The organism is Pedobacter paludis (assembly GCF_003173575.1).
In the GTDB taxonomy this organism is placed as follows: domain Bacteria; phylum Bacteroidota; class Bacteroidia; order Sphingobacteriales; family Sphingobacteriaceae; genus Pedobacter; species Pedobacter paludis.
Genome location: NZ_QGNY01000003.1, coordinates 427,500 through 450,576 on the forward strand (window position 1 = coordinate 427,500; position 23,077 = coordinate 450,576).

Genomic DNA, 23,077 nt, shown 5'->3' on the forward strand with positions numbered 1-23,077 from the left:
ACCATTAACTTTGGTTGCTTTTTACAATTCAAATATTGCATTTAAAAATGAAGCTTTCATGAAAATTAATTTCTTTAAATATCAAGGTGCAGGAAACGATTTTATTTTGATAGACCATACAATGAGTCCGTTAAAAACAATTGATAATGAGCTAATTGAACAACTTTGCCATAGAAGATTTGGTGTTGGCGCAGATGGATTAATGTTCGTAACTAAACATGATCAATATGATTTTGAAATGCACTATTTCAATGCCGACGGTAAATTGGGAAGTATGTGCGGTAATGGTGGCCGATGCATTGTTGCCTTTGCTAAACAATTGGGAATCATAGATAAAGAAACAAACTTTTTGGCAGTTGATGGCCCACATTATGCCAGAATTTCAGAAAATGGCGAATGGGTTGATCTACAGATGATTGATGTTGACAACATAACCAACGATGGAGACGCATTTGTGTTAAATACAGGCTCGCCACATTATGTAATTTTACAGAAAGATTTAAAAGATTTCGATGTTTATCATGCAGGAAAAAGCATCCGCTATAACGAAACTTATAATGCAAAGGGCATCAACGTAAACTTTGTTGAAGACAATGGTGATCATTTATTTGTGCGCACTTACGAACGCGGTGTTGAGGATGAAACCTATGCCTGTGGCACGGGCGTTACTGCAGTAGCCATGGCCATGGCAAAACATAAAAATCAAACCGGACATATTAAAACCGATATTAAAGTTTTAGGTGGCGATATTAAAATAGAATTTGATTACGACGGCCAAAAATTTACCAATGTGTTTTTATGCGGGCCTGCCAAACTGGTTTTTGAAGGCGAAGTAGGGTAAGGTACATATCTAATATCCGTCGGCTGAAGCACGACGGCAATGAATAAACAAAATGATTAAACATGTTCACAAGGGCATGTCGAACATAAGGATGAGGAAGGTTTTGTTAAGCTTCAAATAAAATTTAAACAAATGCCCGTTGGCTGAAGCACGACGGCAATGAATAAGCAAAATGATTAGACATGTTCCCAAGGGCATGTCGATATGGGGATAAACAAGGTTTTGTTAAGCTTCAAATAAAATTTAAACAAATGCCTGGCTGAAGCACGACGGCAATGAATAAACAAAATGGTTTAACATGTTCCCAAGGGCATGTCGAACATAAGGATAAGGAAGGTTTTGTTAAGCTTCAAACAAAATTTAAACAAATGCCTGGGTGAAGCAGGACGGCAATGAATACTCAAATGAAAAAAATCAATTTATATTAAGGAACTTACATGCTTCGTTAGCGCAATAAAATCCGCTACCGTTAACTGCTCAGCTCTTTTTTCAAAATAAATATGGTCATCCATTTTATCTCGTGGCATAACTGCAGATAGTGCGTTACGCAAAGTTTTTCTTCGTTGGTTAAATCCAGCTTTCACAACACGCCAAAATAATTTTTCATCGCAATCCAATTGCTCTACATCGTTTCGGGTTAAACGAATTACCGCAGAATTTACTTTAGGTGGTGGGTTGAAAGTTCCGGGTTTAACGGTGAACAGATATTCAATTTTATAATAGGCCTGAAGAAAGACACTTAAAATGCCATATTCTTTTGTTCCTGATGGAGAAGCACAGCGCTGGGCAACTTCCTTTTGAAACATGCCAACCATTTCGACAACTTTATTGCGGTTATCTAAAATCTTAAATAAAATCTGAGACGAAATGTTGTAGGGGAAGTTTCCAATAATCGCAAATTGATTTGGAAAAATAGCGTCGAAATCTAATTTCAAAAAATCCCCATTAATTAAGCGATTACCCAATTGCGGATATTTCTCGTTTAAAAAATGAAAAGATTCTGTATCAATATCAATTAAGTAAGTCTCTAAATCTTCGCGTTGCAACAAAAAATCAGATAGAATTCCCATTCCAGGCCCAACTTCTAAAACTTGCTTGTACTTATCGGTATTTACCAAACTTTCTACAATGCGGTTGGCAATGCCTTTGTCTGTTAAAAAATGCTGACCTAAATGTTTTTTCGCTTTTACTAAACTCATACCTCAATCCCGAGAATCGGAACTTTTAAAATTAAATTATATTGCAAAGATAGGCTTAATATTTCTTTGCAAATCACTTCGAGTTCCTTGTGGTTTCATTTTTTTTAAAGTCTTTAAACGAAAATCAGTAATTTGCGCTAAAATTTTCCAGTAATTATGAGCAATAAACTTAAAATTGGCATCAGTATAGGCGACGTGAACGGCATAGGTTTAGAGGTAATTATCAAAACATTATCCAATCCTGCTATTTTAAATTATTGTACTCCAATTGTTTATGGCCATACCAAGGTTTCATCGTTCCACAGAAAAGCGAACAACCTTGGCGATTTCAGTTTCAACGTAATCAATCATGCCAACCAAGCTCAGGTAAAAAAAGCAAACATGATTAATTGCTGGGAAGAAGATGTAAAAATAGAACTTGGTCAGGTTACCGAAACAGGAGGAAAATATGCTCTACTATCGTTAGAAAGGGCAACTTCAGATCTAGTTAATGGAGATATTGACGCCTTGGTAACCGCTCCGATTAACAAACATAATATCCAATCAGAAACATTTGCATTTCCTGGGCACACTGAATATTTACAAGAAAAAAGTGGAAGTAAAGATGTACTGATGTTTTTAATCAGCGAAAATTTACGTGTTGGTGTGGTAACCGGACATATTCCTGTTAAAGATGTTCCAACATCAATCACCAAAGAAAAAATATTAAGCAAATTAAAGCTGATTAATGAAAGCTTGAAAAAAGACTTCTGGATTGAAAAACCAAAAATTGCAGTTTTGGGCTTAAATCCACATGCTAGTGATAATGGTTTATTAGGTACTGAAGAAGCAGAAATTATTGCTCCAGCTATTCAGGAAGCTTATGATAAGGGCATTGTTTGTTTTGGGCCATATCCTGCCGATGGCTTCTTTGGCAATGGCAGTTACAAACAGTTTGATGCCGTTTTAGCCATGTACCACGATCAAGGACTAATTCCTTTTAAAACTTTGGCTTTCCATAATGGCGTTAATTATACTGCTGGTTTAAACTTTGTACGAACTTCTCCAGATCATGGAACAGGTTACGATATTGCAGGTAAAGATTTAGCTGACTCTACTTCGTTTACCGAAGCCTTATTTTCGGCAATCCACATTGTAAAAAACCGTAGAGAGCAAGAGGAACTGTTAAGCAATCAATTACGCGGTGGCGGAAAAGTTGTAGAAACTCAGTTCGATATTAAGGATGATGCTTCGTAAAAACAAAAGCAAAATCTAAGTTAAGGTTTAGTATTTTATTACTTGTAAAGCAAGGTCCAGTATTCCATTGGTTCCAAAAGTCCTGCTTTCCCTACAAGCCCAATAAAAAATTGGCGCTTTTCGTCCAATCAGGTTTATATTAGTTAGGGCAATGCAATAACTTCTGCCCAAAGCCTAAATACAATTTGCAAAGAAAATAAACTAAGATTACTATCTTCGCACATCACTCCTATTCTGCCACTGTGGCGACATCCTAAAATTTACTGAACTACGCTTTTGCTCTAAAATAATCAATTTTAGTACCGCTTCGTGGATTCAGTATAGCAAATAATTAAAAATGAGTTTCAATTAAACAAGATGAAAAAAATAACCTTATTCGCGTTAGTGGTTTTTACGGTAGGTATGCTTGGTTGCAACAATGCAAATCAGGAAATTAAAACTGTTGTAGAAAGTTTTTACAAGAATTACACTGCAGACCATAATTCGGCAAAAACATCCCTTTTAAGTGCCAATCTATCAAAATTATTATCTGGTACAATAAAAAAGGAGAAAGCTAGCGAAGAAGCGATTTTAAAAAGCACACATCCAACCGATAAACCGGATTTAATTGAAGGCGACATTTTTTCGAGTTTATATGAAGGTCCAACCTCCGTTTCTGTTGAAAAAATAAAAATAGATAGAGATACATTGAGCGTAACTGCAAATTTTAAAAACGTTACCTACAAAACTTCGTGGCAAGATGAAATTCTTCTAATAAAGGAGAAATCTTGGAAAATTGACAACATCATTTATAAAGGAGAATCACCAATAGGCTCGGATGCCAAAAAAGTTTTAAAGGATTTTATTAAGGGCGGATAGTCCGCGAAAGCTTTTGGCTTAGCACACATTAGATTTTAATTTTTGAAAATCTAGTATATTGGCCCCCGAATTAGGTCCTACCAGTAATGAAAAAACGTCCCACACTAAAACTTGTTTTACCAATCATTGTGGTTTCGCAGTTTCTCTGCACTTCTTTATGGTTTGCTGGAAATGCCGTTTTAGGTGATATCGCCAAAAGCTACAATCATGAGGGCAATCTTTTAGCCAATTTAACCAGCATGGTTCAATTTGGTTTTATTTCCGGAACGTTGGTTTTTGCCATTTTTGCTATATCCGATTACTTTTCCCCATCAAAAGTTTTTGGCACCTGCGCACTTATTGCCGGGATATTTAACCTTGGGATTTGCTACACAAAAATTCCAATCGAATTTTTGATGACTTGTCGTTTTTTAACGGGCTTTATGCTTGCCGGAATTTATCCAGTAGGGATGAAAATAGCTTCGGATTACTATCAAGAAGGCTTGGGAAAATCTTTAGGATTTTTAGTTGGCGCTTTGGTTTTGGGAACAGCATTTCCACACTTGATAAAGAGTTTTAGTTTTAATTTTCCGTGGCAATATGTCATTTATGCAACCTCCTTTCTTGCTGCAGGTGGTGGCTTTATATTGTTTATTTTTATACCAGATGGGCCTTTTCGAAAAGCAGGTTACAAGGTAAATTTCACACACTTTATTTTGGGTTTTAAAAATGAACAGTTCCGATCAGTTGCGTTTGGTTATTTTGGCCATATGTGGGAATTGTATGCTTTTTGGGCATTTCTTCCATTGGTATTGAATTTTTATAGATCTCAAAATCACCTGAGTTTCAACGTATCTCTGCTTAGTTTCATGGTAATTGGAATAGGCAGTTTAGGTTGTGCTTTTGGCGGAATATTATCTCAGCGTCTTGGTGCCAAAAAAATTGCCACAGCTGCCTTATGCATTTCGGGAATATGCTGTTTATTATCTCCCATTGTATTAACAAGTTCAATGCCTGTAGTCCTTATCTTTTTATCTATTTGGGGGTTAACCGCAACAGCCGACTCTCCATTGTTCTCATCGCTGATTGCAAAATACTCAACTGCAGAAACTAGAGGAACTTCCTTAACAATCGTAAATTGCATTGGCTTTGCAATTACCATAATTAGCATTCAGCTCCTCAATATTTTATCAAAACAGATTAATAGTAAATATCTTTATATGGTATTGGCAATTGGCCCGGCATTAGGGCTTTTGGCTTTAATCAAAAAATCGAACCAAAAAATTTTACAAAATGAATCCAATTTCCCCAATTATAAAACCTAAAGATTTAATCGAATTAAGTCAGTTAGAAGAAATTGTTATTATTGATACCAGTGCAGGATCAAAAGCCAGATATGATGAACAGCATTTGGAAGGTGCGCTCTTCGCTGATGTAAACAAGGATTTGGCAAACATTGGTGATTTTGCCAATGGCGGAAGACATCCACTTCCAAGTTTCGACCAATTCGCTCAGGTTTTGCAAAAATTTGGAATTTCAAAAAACGACCACATTGTTGTTTATGATGATAAAAATGGTGGAAACGCAGCGGCTAGGCTATGGTGGATGTTGAAAGCGATAGGGCATAAAAAAGTGCAGGTAATTGACGGTGGCTTTGACGCCGCTGTTAAAGCAGGCTTCCCCTTAAGTAATAAAATAGAAGTTGCAAAAAACGTTGAGCCATACAAAATTACAGCTTGGGATTTGCCCCTCTCTAATATTGATGAAGTAGAAAAAGTTGACAAAACGGATGAATACATGGTGATTGATGTTCGAGATGCGAATCGATTTGCAGGTTTAACAGAACCCATCGATCTTATTGCTGGGCATATTCCAGGCGCAACAAATATCCCTTTTACAGAAAATTTGAATGCGGAAGGATTTTTTCTCGCACCAGAAGTTTTAAAAGAAAAATATTTAAAAGCTTTAGAAAATTTTAAATCAGAAAACATCATTGTGCATTGCGGATCGGGTATAACGGCTTGCCATACACTTTTGGCGATGGATTATGCGGGTTTGCCAATTCCCAAACTTTACGTTGGATCTTGGAGCGAATGGAGCAGAAATAACAAGGAAATGGTGTTGGCTGTGTAAAAATTCAATAGTTAAGGTTATGGTATCCGAGACTGTCGAAGTTTACCGTGCACACAGGCCATAAAACTTCGTAAGTCGATTTGATTATGCCCCCATTCTTAATTACCAGAAATTCAAACCCAACAATTTTTAAAAAACATTTTTAATCTAATAATTTTATCCCTACATTTGCAGGCTAAAATTTTACAGTACTTTGAACCCACTAAAACAATTTTCATTACCGTTTACCGGATTAAAATTGGGCATTCATCAGTTTGAATATGAGCTAGATGACACCTTTTTTAATGCTTTTGAGTATTCGTTAATCAAAAGTGGAAATTTGAAAGTAGACCTGGAACTTGAGAAACAAGAGACCATGATGCTTTTAAAATTCAAAGTAATTGGAACAGTAAATTTAGATTGCGATAAATGCTTATCTGAATTTCCGCTACCAATAAATTTGTACGAAAGACAGATTGTAAAGTTTGCAGAAGCTGAACTGGAAAGCGATGACGATGAAATTATCTCGTTAAGCCGTAAAGAAACTTCAATTGACATATCAGGTCCTTTATACGAAATGATTAACGTAGCGGTGCCTTATATAAAAAACTGTGAGCAAGCTGATAAAGATTGTGATCAGGAAATGATTGATCGTTTGGAGAAATTATCAATCGACAAACAGCACGAAGAAAATGAAGAAAATAGCGACCCACGTTGGGAAGCACTTAATAAGTTAAAAAAATAATTAGATTATATACCAATGGCACATCCAAAACGGAAAATCTCGAAACAGAGAAAAAATAAAAGAAGAACGCACTATAAAGCTGTGACTCCTTCTTTGGCAACATGCTCGGCAACAGGTGCTATACACGTACCTCACCGTGCTTACAACGTTGATGGTAACCTATACTATAACGGTAAATTGGTTATCGAAAATACTCAAATCGGGTAATTTTCTTAAAAAATTGTTTGTGTTTTCAGCGGCTTTAGTCATACCTTAGTCAACTGAAAAATTCAGGATTACACCTGAACTAACACAAACAGATTTTTTCTATGAAAATAGGCCTCGACATAATGGGCGGAGACTATGCTCCCAAAGCAATTGTTTTGGGAGCAATAGCAGCTCATCAATCGCTAAACGCTGGTGAACATTTAGTTCTTATCGGCGATACCGAACAGATTAAACCCATTCTAGCAGAAGAGGGCTTTAATCCGGATCATTTTGAATACGTTCATACTGATGAAGTAATTGGTATGGGCGAACACCCCACCAAAGCAATCGTTCAGAAACCAAAATCGAGCATAGCCGTTGGTTTTAATCTTTTAAAAGAAGGCAAAATCGATTCTTTCGCAAGTGCTGGCAACTCTGGTGCGATGTTAGTTGGCGCTGTTTTTAGCGTTAAAACTATCCCGGGCATTATCCGCCCATGTTTATGTACAATACTTCCAAAAATTAAAGGTGGCACGGGTTTACTCCTGGATGTAGGTGCAAATGCGGATTGCAAACCTGATATTTTACTTCAATTTGGAGTTTTGGGAAGTTTATACGCAGAAAATTTATTACAAATAAATACCCCCAAAGTTGCGTTGATGAATATAGGTGAAGAAGATGAAAAAGGAAATATGCTAAGTATGGCTACCTTCCCTTTGATGAAAGAAACCAATCTATTTAATTTTGTAGGAAACGTAGAAGGCCGGGATTTGTTTAACGATAAAGCCGATGTTATTGTTTGTGATGGCTTTACAGGAAATGTAATGCTTAAACTAGCAGAGTCTTTTTATGTACTAACCATTAAAAAAGGATTAAAGGACGAATTTTTTGATCGTTTTAATTACGAACAATATGGAGGAAGTCCGGTTTTAGGTGTTAATGCTCCTGTGGTTATTGGCCATGGTATTTCTAGCCCATTAGCGGTTAAAAATATGGTGCTCCAATCTAGAGAGATGATTACTACCGGATTGGTAGAAAAAATTAGAATTGCATTTAAATAATTTATTAAAATGAGTAAAATTCACGCTGCTATTACGGCAGTAAATGGTTACGTCCCAGACTATGTGCTTACAAACGCAGAGTTAGAAACCATGGTTGATACTTCGGATGAATGGATAACCAGCAGAACAGGAATTAAAGAACGTAGAATTTTAAAGGGCGAAGGTTTAGGCACTTCCGATATGGCAGTTCATGCAGTAAACGGCTTGCTTAAGAAGAGAGGTATTGATGCCAAGGAAATCGATTTAATTATCTTTTGCACCACCACTCCAGATTTCACTTTCCCTGCTACGGCAAATGTTTTAGCAGATAAGGTTGGGGCAACAAATGCCTGGGGTTACGATTTACAGGCGGCATGTTCTGGCTTTATATTCGGCCTATCAACAGGTGCTTCATTTATCGAATCGGGAAGACACAAAAAAGTGTTGGTTGTTGGTGGCGATAAAATGTCGTCAATTATCAATTACGAAGACCGTACAACCTGTATCATTTTTGGCGATGGCTGCGGATGTGCTCTACTCGAGCCAAACGAAGAAGGTTTTGGTGTTTTAGATTCAATTTTAAGAACTGATGGTTCCGGAAGAGATTTCTTGGGCATGAAAGCTGGTGGATCGGTAATGCCTGCCACACACGAAACAATTGATGCGAGATTGCATTATGCACACCAAGAAGGCCCAACCGTATTCAAATTTGCCGTTACCAATATGGCCGATGTAGCTGCAGAAATTATGGAACGCAATAGCCTAACCGCTGAAGACGTTGCCTGGCTGGTACCACATCAAGCAAATAAACGCATTATTGATGCTACTGCAAACCGAATGGGTGTTACAACGGATAAAGTTATGATTAACATTGAACGTTATGGCAACACAACAAATGGAACCATTCCTTTATGTTTATGGGAATGGGAGAGTAAGTTGAAAAAAGGTGATAACATTGTATTGGCTGCCTTTGGTGGTGGGTTTACATGGGGATCAATCTACCTTAAATGGGCTTACAATAGTTAGTTTTTTGGTTTGTTAGGTGGTAAGTTTTTTTAGAAAGCCTATCCAAACAACAACATCGAAAAAACTAAACAACCAAAAAATTAAAACAAAAAAAGTATAACTTAGTTAATTCATTAACACTATTTTTTACATAACAAGCTTAAAAAATGGATATCAAACAAATACAGGAACTGATTAAATTTGTTTCTCGTTCTGGTGTAAACGAAGTTGCTATTGAGCAAGAAAACTTTAAAATCACCATTAAAACAAACCAGGCACCAACAGTTGTGCATGCTACAGTACCACAAGCGCCACTTGTACAGGCAGCAGCTCCGGTAGCTACAGCTCCAACAGCGCCAGTTCCAACTCCTGCTGTTCCAGCTGCAGAAGATACATCAAACTACATTACAGTTAAATCGCCAATGATCGGTACTTTCTATCGCTCTGCAGGTCCGGATAAGCCAATGTTCGTTAATGTTGGAGATGAAATCGGTACTGGTAAAGTTGTTTGTATTATTGAGGCGATGAAACTTTTCAATGAAATTGAAAGTGAAGTTTCAGGTCGTATTGTTAAAATATTGGTTGATAATGCATCTCCTGTAGAATACGATCAACCGTTATTTTTAGTAGAACCTATCTAATTAGCTAATTAACTAATTAGCCAATTAGCTAATTTAAAATATATGTTTAAAAAAATACTAATTGCCAACAGGGGTGAAATCGCTTTGCGTATTATCCGTACCTGTAAGGAAATGGGCATCAAAACAGTTGCTGTTTACTCTACCGCAGATCGCGAAAGTTTACACGTACGTTTTGCTGATGAGGCTGTTTGTATTGGCCCCCCTCCTAGTAAAGATTCTTATTTAAATATTCCAAATATTATCTCAGCAGCAGAATTAACTAATGCTGATGCCATTCACCCTGGTTACGGTTTCTTATCAGAGAACGCTAAATTTTCAAATATTTGCCGTGAGTATGGTATTAAATTTATTGGTGCAACACCTGAGCAAATTAACGGAATGGGCGATAAGGCTTCGGCTAAAGAAACCATGAAAACTGCAGGCGTACCTACAATTCCAGGTTCTGAAGGCTTATTAAACAGCGTTAAAGAAGGAATTGCGATTGCCAATGAAATGGGCTATCCAGTTATTCTTAAAGCCACTGCCGGTGGTGGCGGTAGAGGGATGCGTGTAGTTTGGAAAGACGAAGATTTTGAAAACGCATGGGATAGTGCCCGTCAGGAATCTGGCGCAGCATTTGGTAATGATGGTTTATATTTAGAAAAATACATTGAAGATCCACGCCACATTGAAATCCAGATTATTGGGGATCAATTTGGTAAAGCCTGCCATTTATCGGAACGCGATTGTTCCATTCAACGCCGTCACCAAAAGTTGGTTGAAGAATCTCCTTCTCCATTTATGACGGATGAACTGCGTGTTAGAATGGGTGAAGCTGCAATTAAAGGTGCAACAGCCGTAAATTATGAAGGTGCAGGTACAATCGAATTTTTGGTTGATAAACACCGTAATTTCTACTTTATGGAAATGAATACCCGTATCCAGGTAGAACACCCAGTTACGGAAGAAGTAATCAATTTCGATTTAATTAAAGAACAGATTAAGGTTGCTGCAGGAATTCCAATTTCAGGCAAAAACTATTTCCCTGATATGCATGCGATTGAATGCCGTATAAATGCAGAAGATCCGGCAAACAACTTCCGTCCATCGCCAGGTAAAATTACTAATTTTCATTCTCCAGGTGGCCACGGCGTTCGGGTTGATACACATGTTTATGCAGGTTACCAAATTCCATCAAACTACGATTCGATGATTGCCAAGTTAATTTGCGTTGCTCAAACTCGTGAAGAGGCGATCTGCACAATGGAACGTGCCTTAGGCGAATTCGTAATTGAAGGTGTTAAAACAACCATTCCATTCCATTTACAATTGATGAAAGATCCGAACTTTAGAGCTGGAAATTTCACTACAAAGTTTATGGAGACATTCGAATTTATTGAAAAATAAAACAATAATTATATCTAGTAATATGAAAGGCTGTTCAAATATACTGAACAGCCTTTTTTTATTGATCGGTTTCCAAATGACCTCTATAATATCGTGATTTATTAATACGGAAACTTCTCGATTATTTTTAATTGTTAAATAAAATCGACAAATAACAGCCTATCTTGTAGCGTTTTAACCATAGACCTCGTTTCTACATTAAAACCCTCGTATTATGAAAAAAAATCTAATTAACGCACTAGTCCTTCTATTTGTTGTCGTATTATTTACTCAATGTAAAAAGGATGAATATGAACTGATACAGATTGCAAAAATGATTTCTGTTAAAGAGATGAGAGCTTTACCTGTAGGAATAACCAAAGCGGTTCAGGCTAAAAAAACAGGAAAAATATACGTCTACAATGATTATCTTTTTATAAACGAACCTAATGAAGGTATTCATATTTATAACAATTCTAATCCGAGTGCACCTGTTAATGTAGGTTTTTTACAAATCCCAGGAAATGTAGACCTAGCCATCTACAACAACATTCTCTACGCCGACAATTTTATTGATTTACTTGCTTTTGATATTTCCAACATGAATAATATTAAACAAGTTAAAAGAGTAACTGATGTTTTTCAGAAGGCGTTTTCAGTAGGTTCAGAAAAATATCTTTACATCTATAAAGACACGCTGGTAAAAAAGGAAACGTATAGAAAAGAGCTTATGTACGCCGATTCATATAATAATATTTCTAGCAGTAGCAGCCCTAGCGCCTCCGGACAGGGTGGTTCTATGGCCAGATTTACCATAATGAGCAACTATTTATATACGGTTGGCAATGTTGATTTGGGTTTATTTGATCTAAGAGTTGCTTCAGACCCATCATTTGTTAAAAAGATAAATTTGGGATGGGGCGTTGAAACAATATTTCCTTACGAGAACAAATTGTTTATCGGAACGAGTACCGGTATGCATATTTTTAGTGCAGCTGATCCTGCAAATCCTATCAAACTCTCTACTTATAGCCATGTTTTTGCCTGCGATCCCGTTGTTGTACAAGGAAAATATGCTTACGTTACTTTACGAACCGGCAATAATTGCAGGCAGGCAAGTAACCAATTAGAAGTTGTAGATATTGAAGACCCAACAAAACCTAAACAGCTTTCCGTTTATCCAATGCAAAATCCACATGGATTAAGCGTAAGTAACGATAATTTATTTCTTTGTGAAGGTAATTTTGGCTTAAAGAGTTTCAGCATTGATGATAATTACAAAATAAGCGATAACCTGTTGCAACATCTTAACAATATTAAAAGTTTCGATGTAATTGCTGGCCCAAAATCTTTAATTGTAACCGGAGAAGATGGGATATATCAATTTAATTATAAAGATCCTAAAAATTTAAAGCAGTTAAGTGTAATCAAAGTGAAAATCTAGTTTATTATTTAACAGAACCGGAACGCTTTAATATTCAATTACTTTAAGCATTAAATCTCTTAATTTGCTTATTGTTAAATTCTATTTTTAAAGCTATTTCTCATATTAATATAAACTATTTCTATATTTAACACGTACATACCATTCTATTCATTTAGAATGGTATTTTTGTTTTCAACATGAGCGACACTAAAAAATCATCCCTTTTAAAAGCGATCGGGAATAAAGGCACAACTTTAGAGGCAGAAATGTCTTTTTTTGATCACCTAGACGTATTGCGTAAGCATTTAATTAGAGCAGTTATTGCAATTGGCGTATTCACCGGCATCGCTTTTTATTTCAATGAAGAAATTTTAGACAAAGTAATTTTTGGTCCGAAAAAACCAGATTTTTGGACTTACCGCATGATGTGTAAACTGGTTGAACATTTTCCGTCACTTGGTAAGGATATGTGCATTACCAAAATTAACGGTGAGATTATCAATACCGAAATGGCCGGACAGTTTAACCTTCAGTTAAATGTATGTGTAATGTGTGGTATTGTTGCGGGCTTTCCATATTTGCTTTGGGAAATTTGGCGCTTTATTAAGCCAGCATTGCATGAAAATGAACGTAAATCTGCCAGCGGATTTGTTTTTTTCGCATCAGTACTTTTTATCATTGGTATTTTGTTTGGTTATTTTGTAGTTTGTCCATTATCGGTTAACTTTTTAACCGGATATACAGTAAGTGAAGAAATTAAGAACACTTTCACTGTTGATTCTTACTTGTCTTCAGTTTCTACTTTAACATTAGGAACAGGAATTATTTTTGAGCTTCCGGTAATCATCTTTATTCTTTCCAAATTAGGATTAATGACACCTAAATTAATGCGGTCAAGCAGAAGGTATGCAGCGGTTATCATCTTAATTATTGCAGCTATCGTAACGCCTACACCGGATATTATGACCATGTTAATTGTAGCAACTCCTCTGTTTTTACTTTATGAATTGAGTATTTTTGTGTCTGCTTACATCGAAAGAAAGAAGAAAAAAGATGAAGCGGCATTTTACGCTAGCTAACAAAAACATTACGAATAGATTTCATAATTCTCTATAAATTTGGCAATGTCTGATACAAAAATAAAAATTGCTATTGGTGCTGATCATGCAGGTTTTGATTATAAGGAGGTTTTAAAAAATTTCCTTAGTGATTATGAGGTTAAGGATTTTGGAACCTATACGCTTGATTCTGTAGATTATCCAGATTTTGCCCATCCTGTTGCTTCTGCAGTAGAAAGTGGAGAATTTGAGTACGGCATTTTACTTTGCGGATCTGCAAATGGTGTAGCCATTACAGCAAACAAGCATCAAAATATACGAGCAGGTTTATGCTGGGAAAACGAAGTTGCATCTTTAGTCCGCAAGCACAATAATGCCAATGTTTTATGCATTCCGGCAAGATTTGTATCAGAAGAACTTGCTAAAATGATTACAACAACTTTTTTAAACACTGCGTTTGAAGGCGGTCGTCATCAAAACAGGGTTGATAAGATATCTTGTTAGCAACAACAAATCAACTAACTTTTTATAAAAAATGAATAAAAAATTTCTAACCCTGGGCTTGGCATCTATACTTAGTGCTGGTTGCTTTGCTCAAATTAAACCGCTTGTAGCCAATAAGGATGCAATAAAGTTTGGTAAGGCAATTAATCCGGAAAATGCTTACAAGCATCTTTCTGTACTGGCATCTGATGCATACGAAGGTCGCGAAACCGGAAAAAAAGGCGCTTGGATGGCTGCAGATTATATCCGCGACTATTTTAAATCTTTGGGTTTAAAAGGACCGGTTGACGGGGGCTATTTTCAAAAAATCGATCTGGCAAATTATAGCGTAAGCGAAAGCATGTTCACCATTAATGGTCAACCAAAAGAAGCGTATAAAGATTTCGTTATTCCAAGTAATTCAGTTGGATTAAACGGCTTCACTTTTAGCTCTAATGATGTAGTTTTTGTTGGTTACGGTTTAACAAAAGATGGCTACAACGATTTCGAAGGCATTAATGTTGAAGGAAAAATAGTTTTAATGTTTGCTACTGGAGATCCAACGGCTAAAGCTGGCGATAAAGTAGATAGACGCCAGGCCATGATGGCTCGTGCAAGAAAGATGACTTTCTTGGCTCAAAGCAAAGCAAAGGCAGTTATTTTAATCGATCCTAGTTTGGATAACATGACAGAAGACCGCAAAGCCTCGTACACTGCAGGATCTAATGTGATGAAAACGCAGGAAAATATAGATCGGATGAAAAAGCAAAATCCTTTTACATCGATTTCCATTTCTACTGCTACAGCAAATGAAATTTTAAAAACAGCCAATACCTCGGTTGAAGCTGTACAGAAAAAAATTGCTGAAACGACTAAACCTGCTTCGCAAACTTTAAATGTTGCTGTTTCAGCTAGTGCAATGAAAAAAGAAACTCCAGTACGTTGCGAAAACGTGTTGGGATTTTTAGAAGGAACAGATCCTGTTTTAAAGAAAGAAGTCTTAGTTTTAACTGGCCACTACGACCATATTGGTATTACACCAGAAGTTGAAGGCCCAGACAAAATTAACAATGGGGCTGATGACGATGGATCTGGCACAACAGGCGTATTGTTAATGGCTAAAGCTTTTACTGACGCGAAGAAGGCTGGCAAAGGCTCAAAACGCAGCATTTTATTCATGACTGTAGTTGGAGAAGAGAAAGGACTTTGGGGCTCTGAATGGTACTCTGAGCATCCGGTGTTCCCCGTAGAAAATACAATTGCCGATTTAAATACGGATATGATTGGCCGTATTGGTGAAGAATATTTGGGCAAGCCAGATTCTGCAAACTATATATATTCAGTGGGTTCAAAAATGTTGAGCAGCGATTTGGCTACTTTACAAGATAGAGTTAATGCAACCTACACCAAAATGAAACTGGATTTTAAATATGATGATCCAAAAGATACAGAACGTATTTATTACCGTTCGGATCACTACAATTTTGCTAAACTGGGCATTCCAATCATTTTCTATTACGACGGTATGTTACAACAAGATTATCATAGACCGGGTGATGAAATAAGCAAAATAAACTTTCCCTTATTGGCAAAAAGAGCACACCTAACTTATTATATTGCTTGGGAGTTGGCCAATCAGGCCAAACGTCCGGTAGTTGATATGGATGGTAAAGGAAATCCAAAGAAATAAAAAGTTAAAAAATTTAAGCCCCGACATTTCATCGGGGCTTTTGTTTTATCATCTTATCGTAATCCGTTTGACATATTAATTTTAAAATATTATTTTTGATTAAATCAAAACTTATGAGTCAAGCGCAAATTTTCGAAAAAATAAAGATGATACCTGTTGCTTACCAACAAGAAGTAGAAGATTTTATCGATTTTATTTTACAGAAAAAAACAAAAACAGAATCAGAGGAAAATAAAAAAAGAAAAATTGGTTTGCTTAAAGGAAAAATGAAAATGAGCCCCGATTTTGACGAACCTCTAAATGATTTTAAGGATTACATCTAGTGAAGCAATATCTTTTAGATACGCATACTTTATTGTGGATGCAGGATGATAGCAATATGCTCTCTAATAAAGCAAGAGAAATTCTTGAAGATAGCAACTGTAATTTATATGTTAGTGTAGCCAGTTTTTGGGAGATTTCTATAAAACAATCACTAGGCAAACTAAAACTAGAATATACTTTAGATGAACTTTCGGAGTCTTGTTCTGCAAATAGCATTCTCATTCTTCCAATACAAATAAGTGCACTTAATATACTTAAAGACTTGCCATTTTTGCACAGAGATCCTTTTGATAGGATCATTGTTTCTACAGCAGTTGATATGAATTTTAGTCTTATCACTAAAGATATAAATGTTCATAAATACGATGTTAAGCTAGTTTGGTAGTTATGAAAAAAATATCTAAGCCCCGACATTTCATCGGGGCTTTTTTATGCACAATACTTTTGCTGGCAATAGAAATTCCTATCTTTGAAATATGATGAAAACCTCCGAGGAATTTTTAGAAAAATCCGATGAAAAAGCTTTTGATTTACCGCATCGTAAAACCATAAATTATAATATTGGTAAGTACAATGCAGCTGTTGAACGCGGATTATCTAAATTCGAAAACCTAGAAGCATCTAAAAAGAAAGCTCATGTTGTTAAGTGGCGGGTTATGGAAAACCTCGATAAATTCCTGCCAGAATTTGAATCGAATTTCCAGCGCAGAGGAGGCAAAGTAATCTGGGCAAACGATGCCGAGGAAGCACAACAGGAAATCCTCAACATCATTAAAAGAAACAACGGTAAAACGGTTATCAAATCAAAATCGATGACCACCGAAGAAATTCATCTAAATGATTTTCTGGAGAAAAATAATATTGAATCCTTAGAAAGTGATTTAGGCGAATATATTGTTCAGTTATTGGGGCAGGCACCATATCATATTGTTACACCTGCCATGCACTTAAGTGCAACCGACATTGCACAATTATTCCATGATAAATTTGGAACTCCTATTGATGCAACTCCTCCTCAATTGGTACAAAAAGCAAGAGAATTGCTTCGTGATAAATATTTAAACGCGGATATTGGAATTAGTGGTGGAAACTTTTTAATTGCCGATACCGGAAGTATTGCCTTAACCGAAAATGAGGGAAATGCTCGTTTAAGTACCACCTTTCCTAAAATTCATATTGCAATTGTTGGAATAGAGAAAGTTATTCCTTCAATGGCAGATTTGGATCTGTTCTGGCCATTATTGGCCTCGCACGGAACGGGCCAAAATCTTACCGTTTACAATACAATTTTGAGCGGGCCACGCCAACCCAACGAAACCGATGGACCAGAAGAAATGTACGTGATTCTTTTGGATAATGGACGTACAAATTTGCTGGCACAAAAGGATCAGCGACAAGGCTTATACTGCATCCGTTGTGGTGCTTGTTTAAATGCTTGTCCGGTTTATAAAAACATTGGTGGCCATACTTACAATACAACTTACAGTGGCCCAATTGGATCGGTAATTACGCCACATTTAAAAGGCATGGAAGAGTTTAAGCATTTAAGTTATGCCTCTAGCCTTTGCGGTAAATGTTCTGAAGTTTGCCCGGTTAAAATCGATATCCATAAAATGCTGTTGCTTAATCGCAGAGATGCAGCAACAGCGCATGATAATGGAAAAGTTGAAGAGATTGGTTGGGGCATGTTTAACAGAATGATGCAGAACCGTAAATGGATGGACTTTTTCGGTGGAAGGTTTAAAAACTTCATACTGAAAACATTCTTCAAAAAAAGTTGGGGCAAATATCGTGAGATGCCAAAAGTTGCCGATAAATCGTTCGCAAAGCAATTTGAGGAAATGAAAAAAAATAAAGATTCTTAACCATCGTGTTAAAACTGCTAATTGTAAACTGAAATTCATATGCAATTCAATCGCGGAGCAAAAGACGACAAATTCTTATTGAATTTATACGAAAGACTTCTTTACCCTCGAATGGTTGAAGACAAAATGCTGAAACTTTTGCGCCAGGGCAGAATTGGCAAATGGTTCTCGGGTATTGGTCAAGAAGCTATTGCCGTTGGCAGTACTCTGGCTATGCAAAGCGATGAATATATCTTGCCTATGCACCGCAATCTGGGTGTTTTTACAACGCGAGATATTCCTTTAAAAAAATTGATGGCGCAATGGCAAGGCAAAGTAACGGGCTTTACCAAAGGTCGAGATCGGTCTTTCCATTTCGGTACGCAGGATTATAAAATTATCGGGATGATTTCACATCTCGGTCCACAGATGGCTTTGGCTGATGGAATTGCACTGGCTGATGTTTTAGCCAAAAGACAAAAAGTTACTTTAGTTTATACCGGAGAGGGTGCAACAAGTGAGGGCGATTTTCATGAAGCGGTTAACGTAGCCGCTGTTTGGGATTTGCCAGTTATCTTTCTAATTGAAAATAATGGTTATGGATTATCGACCCCAAAATCAGAACAATTTAAATGCAAAAATTTAGTAGATAAAGCGATTGGTTATGGAATAGAAGGTGTGCAAATTGATGGAAATAATATTCTAGAGGTTTATGACACCATAGATCGCTTAGCTACTGATTTACGAAAAAATCCGCGGCCGGTTTTAGTTGAATGTCTAACCTTTAGAATGCGTGGACATGAAGAAGCTTCGGGCACAAAATATGTTCCACAAGAACTGTTTGATGAATGGGAGAAAAAAGATCCATTAAATAATTTTGAATCTTATTTAATCGAGCAACAAATTCTTACATCTGATCTGGCTATCGATCTTAAAATTCAAATTAAAAGAGATCTTGAGCTAGAAGTTGAAGAAGCATTTGAAGAGCCTGAACCAGAAGCCGACTCTTCCCAAGAGGAAAGTGATATGTATTTCCCTTACGAGCAAGAGGTTTCAAAACCGTTACAAGGATCAACAGAAAAAAGATATTTAGACGCCATAACCGATGGTTTAGACCTTGCCATGCAAAAATATTCCAATCTGGTTTTAATGGGGCAAGATATTGCCGATTATGGCGGGGCATTTAAAATCACGGATGGTTTCACTTCTAAATATGGAAAAGGCAGGGTTAGAAATACTCCAATCTGCGAATCGGCAATTGTTGGGTCTGGTTTAGGTTTATCTATTAATGGTTACAAGGCCGTTGTAGAAATGCAATTTGCAGATTTTGTAACCTGCGGTTTCAATCAAATTGTAAATAATTTAGCCAAAACACATTATCGCTGGGGAGAGAAAGCTGATGTAGTAGTCAGAATGCCAACAGGTGCAGGAACAGGTGCCGGTCCTTTTCACTCTCAAAGCAATGAGGCCTGGTTTACGAAAACGCCGGGATTAAAAGTTGTATATCCAGCCTTCCCCGAAGATGCAAAGGGATTACTGTTGGCGGCGATTGAAGATCCAAATCCGGTTTTATATTTCGAACATAAATATTTGTACAGAAGTTTAATGGCTCCTGTTTCCGATGGTTATTACACAACCGAAATTGGCAAAGCAGTTACGTTGGCAAAAGGAAGCAAATTTTGCATCATAACTTATGGTTTGGGCGTTCATTGGGCACTAGATTATTTAAAAAATAATTCTGAAAGTGATGCTACTTTGATTGATTTACGTACACTTCAGCCTTGGGATAAGGAAACCGTTAGAGGTGCCGTAAAAGCTACGGGCAGAGTTTTAATTTTACACGAAGATACCCTAACCAGCGGTTTTGGCGCAGAAATTTCTGCATGGATTGGTGAGCATTGCTTTCAACATCTCGATGCACCGGTTTTGCGATGCGCAAGTTTAGATACAGCCATTCCGATGAGCAAGGTATTAGAAGAAGATTTCCTTGCCAAATCTAGGTTAGCAGAAACCATTGAAAAATTATTGAAATATTGATTTTGGTTAATTGTATGAATTGGGTAACTGTATAAACCGGTTGATCAAATTAAACAATTAACCGATTAAACATTTATACAGTTAACAGCACATGAGCAATTTCAAAATCGAAGGGAACATAGTTAACATTACAAACAGAAACATTTTCTTCGGAGAGGTTGAGGTTGAAATGGGTAAAATCAAATCCATCCAAAAAATATCCGAGGTTAAAGATGGCATTCATTTTATTACTCCCGGTTTTATCGATAGCCACGTTCATATAGAAAGCAGCATGTTAATTCCCAGTGAATTTGCGAGGCTCGCTGTTTTGCATGGAACGGTTTCTACCATTAGCGATCCACACGAAATTGCTAATGTTTGTGGAATGGAAGGCGTTGAGTTTATGATTGAAAATGGAAACACCGTTCCATTTAAATTCAATTTCGGTGCGCCGAGTTGTGTCCCGGCTACGATTTTTGAAACTGCTGGAGCAGAGTTAAATCATGATGATGTTAAAGCACTTTTAGCACGCCCAGAAATAAAATACCTCAGCGAAATGATGAATTTTCCTGGTGTGCTTTATAAAGATGAAGAAGTTTTAAAAAAAATCGCTGCAGCCCACGAATTGGGTAAACCTGTAGATGGTCATGCGCCAGGATTAAGAGGAGACACTATTCAACAGTATATTGATGCAGGAATCTCGACAGATCACGAGTGTTTTACTGCTGATGAAGCTTTAGACAAATTGCAACGTGGCATGAAAATTCTGATTCGGGAAGGAAGTGCGGCAAAAAATTTCGAAGCATTAATCCATCTGTTAAATGATTGGCCTGAAATGATGATGTTTTGCAGCGATGATAAACATCCTGATAGCTTGGTAGAAGGTCATATTAATCAGCTTTGCGCTAGAGCCGTAGCTAAGGGAATCGATATTTTTAACGTACTTCAGGCAGCTTGCATTAATCCTATTCTTCATTATAACTTAGATGTTGGACAATTGCAGGTTGGAGATTTCGCTGATTTTATTGTGCTTGAAGATTTGAAAAACTTCAAAGTTAAACAGACTTATATTGATGGGATTTTGCTTGCTGAAAACGGTAAAATGGTTGGCGATTGGGTTAAACATTCTAAAGATAAAGAGTCTGTTAACCATTTTGATTGCAGTTTAAAAAATGAAGAAGACTTCGCTTACAGTTTTACAGGACAAAAAGAAATTCCTGTAATTGAAGCATTAGACGGACAATTAATTACTAACAGGCTTTCTGCAATACCAAAGGTTTCAAACAAAAATATAATCAGTGATTTAGAAAATGATGTTTTAAAAATGGTCGTCGTAAACCGATATCACAATGCCCCGATTGCCATTTCATTTGTTAAAAATTTTGGATTGAAAAATGGGGCAATTGCATCGAGCGTGGCGCATGACAGTCACAACATTATCGCTGTTGGCGTAGATGACAAAAGCATTTGTGATGCGGTTAATTTGGTCATCAAAGAAACTGGTGGCGTGGTTGCTTTAGGCAATGGGAAAGAAGAAATTTTACCTTTACCTGTAGCGGGGTTAATGAGCAATCAAAACGGATTTAAAGTTGCCGAATGCTATACTTCGATTGATAAATTTGCGAAAGAATTGGGTTCTAACTTAATCGCTCCGTTTATGACACTTTCTTTTATGGCCCTGTTGGTTATCCCACATTTAAAGTTGAGCGATAAGGGTTTGTTTGATGGCGATAAGTTTGAGTTTATTTAAATCACTTCATCCCTTCAATCCGATCAGAAAATACATTTACCAATTTATACTCTTTATTTAGCTCAATTATTTGAGGCCAAATTTTATCAATTGAATCATGAAATTTGTTCATTTTCATATTACCGAGTCTAATATGAATAACTCTTGGAGGAGGGTTATGAAGCAATATGCGAGTAGAGAAATCACTATCCTTTGTAATAATTGTTAAATTATTTGATTCAGCATATTTCCAAATTTCTGAGTCTTTCCATTCATCTCCTAATTCGTACTGATGAATGTACTTTTCACTATTCCATAAAGAAAAATATCGAGGAAGATTTACATCAATAAGAAACTCGCATTCCATTAAGCAACGGCTTGTTTAATAATAAAACTATGATTCATTAATTCAGTTGCATAGCGCATACAGGCAGTTATATCTTCGGCTTCCAAAGATGGATATTGTTTTAAAATTTCTTCTGCTGATTCTCCAGCCGACAAAAATTCCATAACCGATTGCACAGTAATCCGTTTACCTCTAATAATTGGTTTCCCATTACAAACGTCACTGTCAATATAAATCCGGTCAAAAATTTGTTCCATAATACCTAAAGTTAAAGAAATAGTTTAGCTTTTGCTAATTTGACACCTCTACTCCACTACAAAAACCTCCGCCAAAGGATTAAACAGGTAAATCCGTTTATCATCTAAACAAACACAACGATAACGTTTTCTGATGCGTTCGCCCTTAGTAAATCTTCTCCCATCTTTGATTTTAAAGATGGTATTTATAGGCAACTGCTCTAAATGTAAAGTTTCTATTTTACTGGAATCATATTTTTTTAAAGCTCTTGATAAATGTAAATCTGAGCAACTGGAAGCTGCCGGGTTCGACATGTAATTATCAATAGCCTTATGAATATCATCAGGAAAAATATTCATTTCAAAAAATGGAACCATCATCCTTTGGAAATTTTTTTTCCATTCTGAACCATGGGGTTTTACCTTATTTTTAAAATCATTCCAGGTTAACAGATGCGCAAACTCATGTACGGTAGTAACCAAGAAAGCATAGTTATTTAAATTAAAATTTACAGAAATCCGATGACCTTTATCACGATATGGATGGCGGTAATCGCCAAGTTTTGTAGAGCGGGTTTTGGCGATTTTAAATTCACATTGAAAATAATCTATCCATTTTGCAATTAGCGGCGCCGCTGGTTCTGGCATGTATTGCGCTAAAACTTTAACTTTTTCCACGATAGCGAAGGTAAGAATTTGCAAAATAAATTAACCATAT

General features: G+C 36.5%; 24 protein-coding genes. 20 read left to right on the plus strand and 4 right to left on the minus strand.

The features are described 5' to 3' along the window. Positions 1–58 precede the first annotated feature (58 nt). Positions 59–841, plus strand: a complete 783-nt coding sequence (gene dapF / locus DF947_RS10025) for a diaminopimelate epimerase (protein ID WP_109929784.1) — start codon at positions 59–61, stop codon at positions 839–841. Between the two features lie 419 nt (positions 842–1,260). Here the strand turns inward: dapF and rsmA are convergent, their stop codons facing one another. Then, entirely contained in the window at positions 1,261–2,040 is a 780-nt protein-coding gene (rsmA, locus tag DF947_RS10030) for a 16S rRNA (adenine(1518)-N(6)/adenine(1519)-N(6))-dimethyltransferase RsmA (protein WP_109929555.1), read from the minus strand. Between the two features lie 156 nt (positions 2,041–2,196). Between rsmA and pdxA the strand changes: the two genes are divergently transcribed. From pdxA to ade, 19 genes are all read left to right on the plus strand, one after another. Further along, positions 2,197–3,276 (plus strand): 4-hydroxythreonine-4-phosphate dehydrogenase PdxA, encoded by a 1,080-nt coding sequence (pdxA, locus tag DF947_RS10035; RefSeq protein ID WP_109929556.1) that lies wholly within the window; start codon positions 2,197–2,199, stop codon positions 3,274–3,276. Positions 3,277–3,633: 357 nt separating this feature from the next. Next, positions 3,634–4,134 (plus strand): DUF3828 domain-containing protein, encoded by a 501-nt coding sequence (locus DF947_RS10040; protein WP_109929557.1) that lies wholly within the window; start codon positions 3,634–3,636, stop codon positions 4,132–4,134. Positions 4,135–4,220: 86 nt separating this feature from the next. Continuing rightward, positions 4,221–5,438 (plus strand): MFS transporter, encoded by a 1,218-nt coding sequence (locus DF947_RS10045; protein WP_109929558.1) that lies wholly within the window; start codon positions 4,221–4,223, stop codon positions 5,436–5,438. Further along, entirely contained in the window at positions 5,407–6,246 is an 840-nt protein-coding gene (locus DF947_RS10050; RefSeq protein ID WP_109929559.1) for a sulfurtransferase, read from the plus strand. The genes DF947_RS10045 and DF947_RS10050 overlap by 32 nt, the downstream gene beginning before the upstream one ends. A gap of 193 nt (positions 6,247–6,439) precedes the next feature. Then, entirely contained in the window at positions 6,440–6,970 is a 531-nt protein-coding gene (locus tag DF947_RS10055) for a YceD family protein (RefSeq protein ID WP_109929560.1), read from the plus strand. Positions 6,971–6,985: 15 nt separating this feature from the next. After that, a complete protein-coding gene (gene rpmF / locus DF947_RS10060; protein WP_025143959.1) occupies positions 6,986–7,177 on the plus strand; it encodes a 50S ribosomal protein L32 in 192 nt (63 codons plus the stop codon). Between the two features lie 101 nt (positions 7,178–7,278). Then, positions 7,279–8,217 (plus strand): phosphate acyltransferase PlsX, encoded by a 939-nt coding sequence (plsX, locus tag DF947_RS10065; RefSeq protein WP_109929561.1) that lies wholly within the window; start codon positions 7,279–7,281, stop codon positions 8,215–8,217. 9 nt (positions 8,218–8,226) lie between these two features. Beyond that, positions 8,227–9,222, plus strand: coding sequence for a beta-ketoacyl-ACP synthase III (locus DF947_RS10070; protein WP_109929562.1), 996 nt, complete (start codon positions 8,227–8,229; stop codon positions 9,220–9,222). A 146-nt stretch (positions 9,223–9,368) separates the two neighbouring features. After that, entirely contained in the window at positions 9,369–9,842 is a 474-nt protein-coding gene (gene accB, locus DF947_RS10075; protein ID WP_109929563.1) for an acetyl-CoA carboxylase biotin carboxyl carrier protein, read from the plus strand. Between the two features lie 42 nt (positions 9,843–9,884). Beyond that, complete coding sequence (gene accC / locus DF947_RS10080) at positions 9,885–11,228, plus strand: acetyl-CoA carboxylase biotin carboxylase subunit (RefSeq protein WP_109929564.1); 1,344 nt, start codon at positions 9,885–9,887, stop codon at positions 11,226–11,228. A 214-nt stretch (positions 11,229–11,442) separates the two neighbouring features. Then, positions 11,443–12,651 (plus strand): LVIVD repeat-containing protein, encoded by a 1,209-nt coding sequence (locus DF947_RS10085; protein ID WP_109929565.1) that lies wholly within the window; start codon positions 11,443–11,445, stop codon positions 12,649–12,651. A 179-nt stretch (positions 12,652–12,830) separates the two neighbouring features. Next, positions 12,831–13,712: a twin-arginine translocase subunit TatC gene (gene tatC, locus DF947_RS10090; RefSeq protein ID WP_109929566.1), complete on the plus strand. Its 882-nt coding sequence runs from the start codon at positions 12,831–12,833 to the stop codon at positions 13,710–13,712. A 45-nt stretch (positions 13,713–13,757) separates the two neighbouring features. Next, a complete protein-coding gene (rpiB, locus tag DF947_RS10095) occupies positions 13,758–14,195 on the plus strand; it encodes a ribose 5-phosphate isomerase B (RefSeq protein ID WP_109929567.1) in 438 nt (145 codons plus the stop codon). Between the two features lie 31 nt (positions 14,196–14,226). Then, the gene (locus DF947_RS10100; RefSeq protein WP_109929568.1) at positions 14,227–15,864 is read left to right on the plus strand and encodes a M28 family peptidase; all 1,638 of its coding nucleotides are present in this window, start codon (positions 14,227–14,229) and stop codon (positions 15,862–15,864) included. Between the two features lie 95 nt (positions 15,865–15,959). Continuing rightward, positions 15,960–16,187 (plus strand): type II toxin-antitoxin system VapB family antitoxin, encoded by a 228-nt coding sequence (gene vapB / locus DF947_RS10105; RefSeq protein ID WP_205940771.1) that lies wholly within the window; start codon positions 15,960–15,962, stop codon positions 16,185–16,187. Next, positions 16,187–16,573: a type II toxin-antitoxin system VapC family toxin gene (locus DF947_RS10110; protein WP_205940772.1), complete on the plus strand. Its 387-nt coding sequence runs from the start codon at positions 16,187–16,189 to the stop codon at positions 16,571–16,573. The genes vapB and DF947_RS10110 overlap by 1 nt, the downstream gene beginning before the upstream one ends. Positions 16,574–16,664: 91 nt before the next feature. After that, positions 16,665–18,053 carry a LutB/LldF family L-lactate oxidation iron-sulfur protein gene (locus DF947_RS10115; RefSeq protein ID WP_109929571.1) on the plus strand — a complete coding sequence of 463 codons (1,389 nt, stop codon included), beginning with the start codon at positions 16,665–16,667 and terminating at the stop codon, positions 18,051–18,053. 39 nt (positions 18,054–18,092) lie between these two features. Continuing rightward, positions 18,093–20,069: an alpha-ketoacid dehydrogenase subunit alpha/beta gene (locus tag DF947_RS10120; RefSeq protein ID WP_109929572.1), complete on the plus strand. Its 1,977-nt coding sequence runs from the start codon at positions 18,093–18,095 to the stop codon at positions 20,067–20,069. A gap of 91 nt (positions 20,070–20,160) precedes the next feature. Then, positions 20,161–21,798 (plus strand): adenine deaminase, encoded by a 1,638-nt coding sequence (gene ade / locus DF947_RS10125; protein WP_109929573.1) that lies wholly within the window; start codon positions 20,161–20,163, stop codon positions 21,796–21,798. 1 nt (position 21,799) lies between these two features. Here the strand turns inward: ade and DF947_RS10130 are convergent, their stop codons facing one another. Genes DF947_RS10130 through DF947_RS10140 form a run of 3 tightly spaced genes read right to left on the minus strand, consistent with a single transcriptional unit; the run spans position 21,800 to position 23,037 of the window. Then, the gene (locus DF947_RS10130; RefSeq protein WP_109929574.1) at positions 21,800–22,144 is read right to left on the minus strand and encodes a DUF5615 family PIN-like protein; all 345 of its coding nucleotides are present in this window, start codon (positions 22,142–22,144) and stop codon (positions 21,800–21,802) included. Next, a complete protein-coding gene (locus DF947_RS10135) occupies positions 22,144–22,380 on the minus strand; it encodes a DUF433 domain-containing protein (RefSeq protein WP_109929575.1) in 237 nt (78 codons plus the stop codon). Before DF947_RS10135 ends, DF947_RS10130 begins: the two co-directional genes overlap by 1 nt. Positions 22,381–22,428: 48 nt before the next feature. Continuing rightward, complete coding sequence (locus DF947_RS10140; RefSeq protein ID WP_205940773.1) at positions 22,429–23,037, minus strand: SprT-like domain-containing protein; 609 nt, start codon at positions 23,035–23,037, stop codon at positions 22,429–22,431. Positions 23,038–23,077 lie beyond the last annotated feature (40 nt).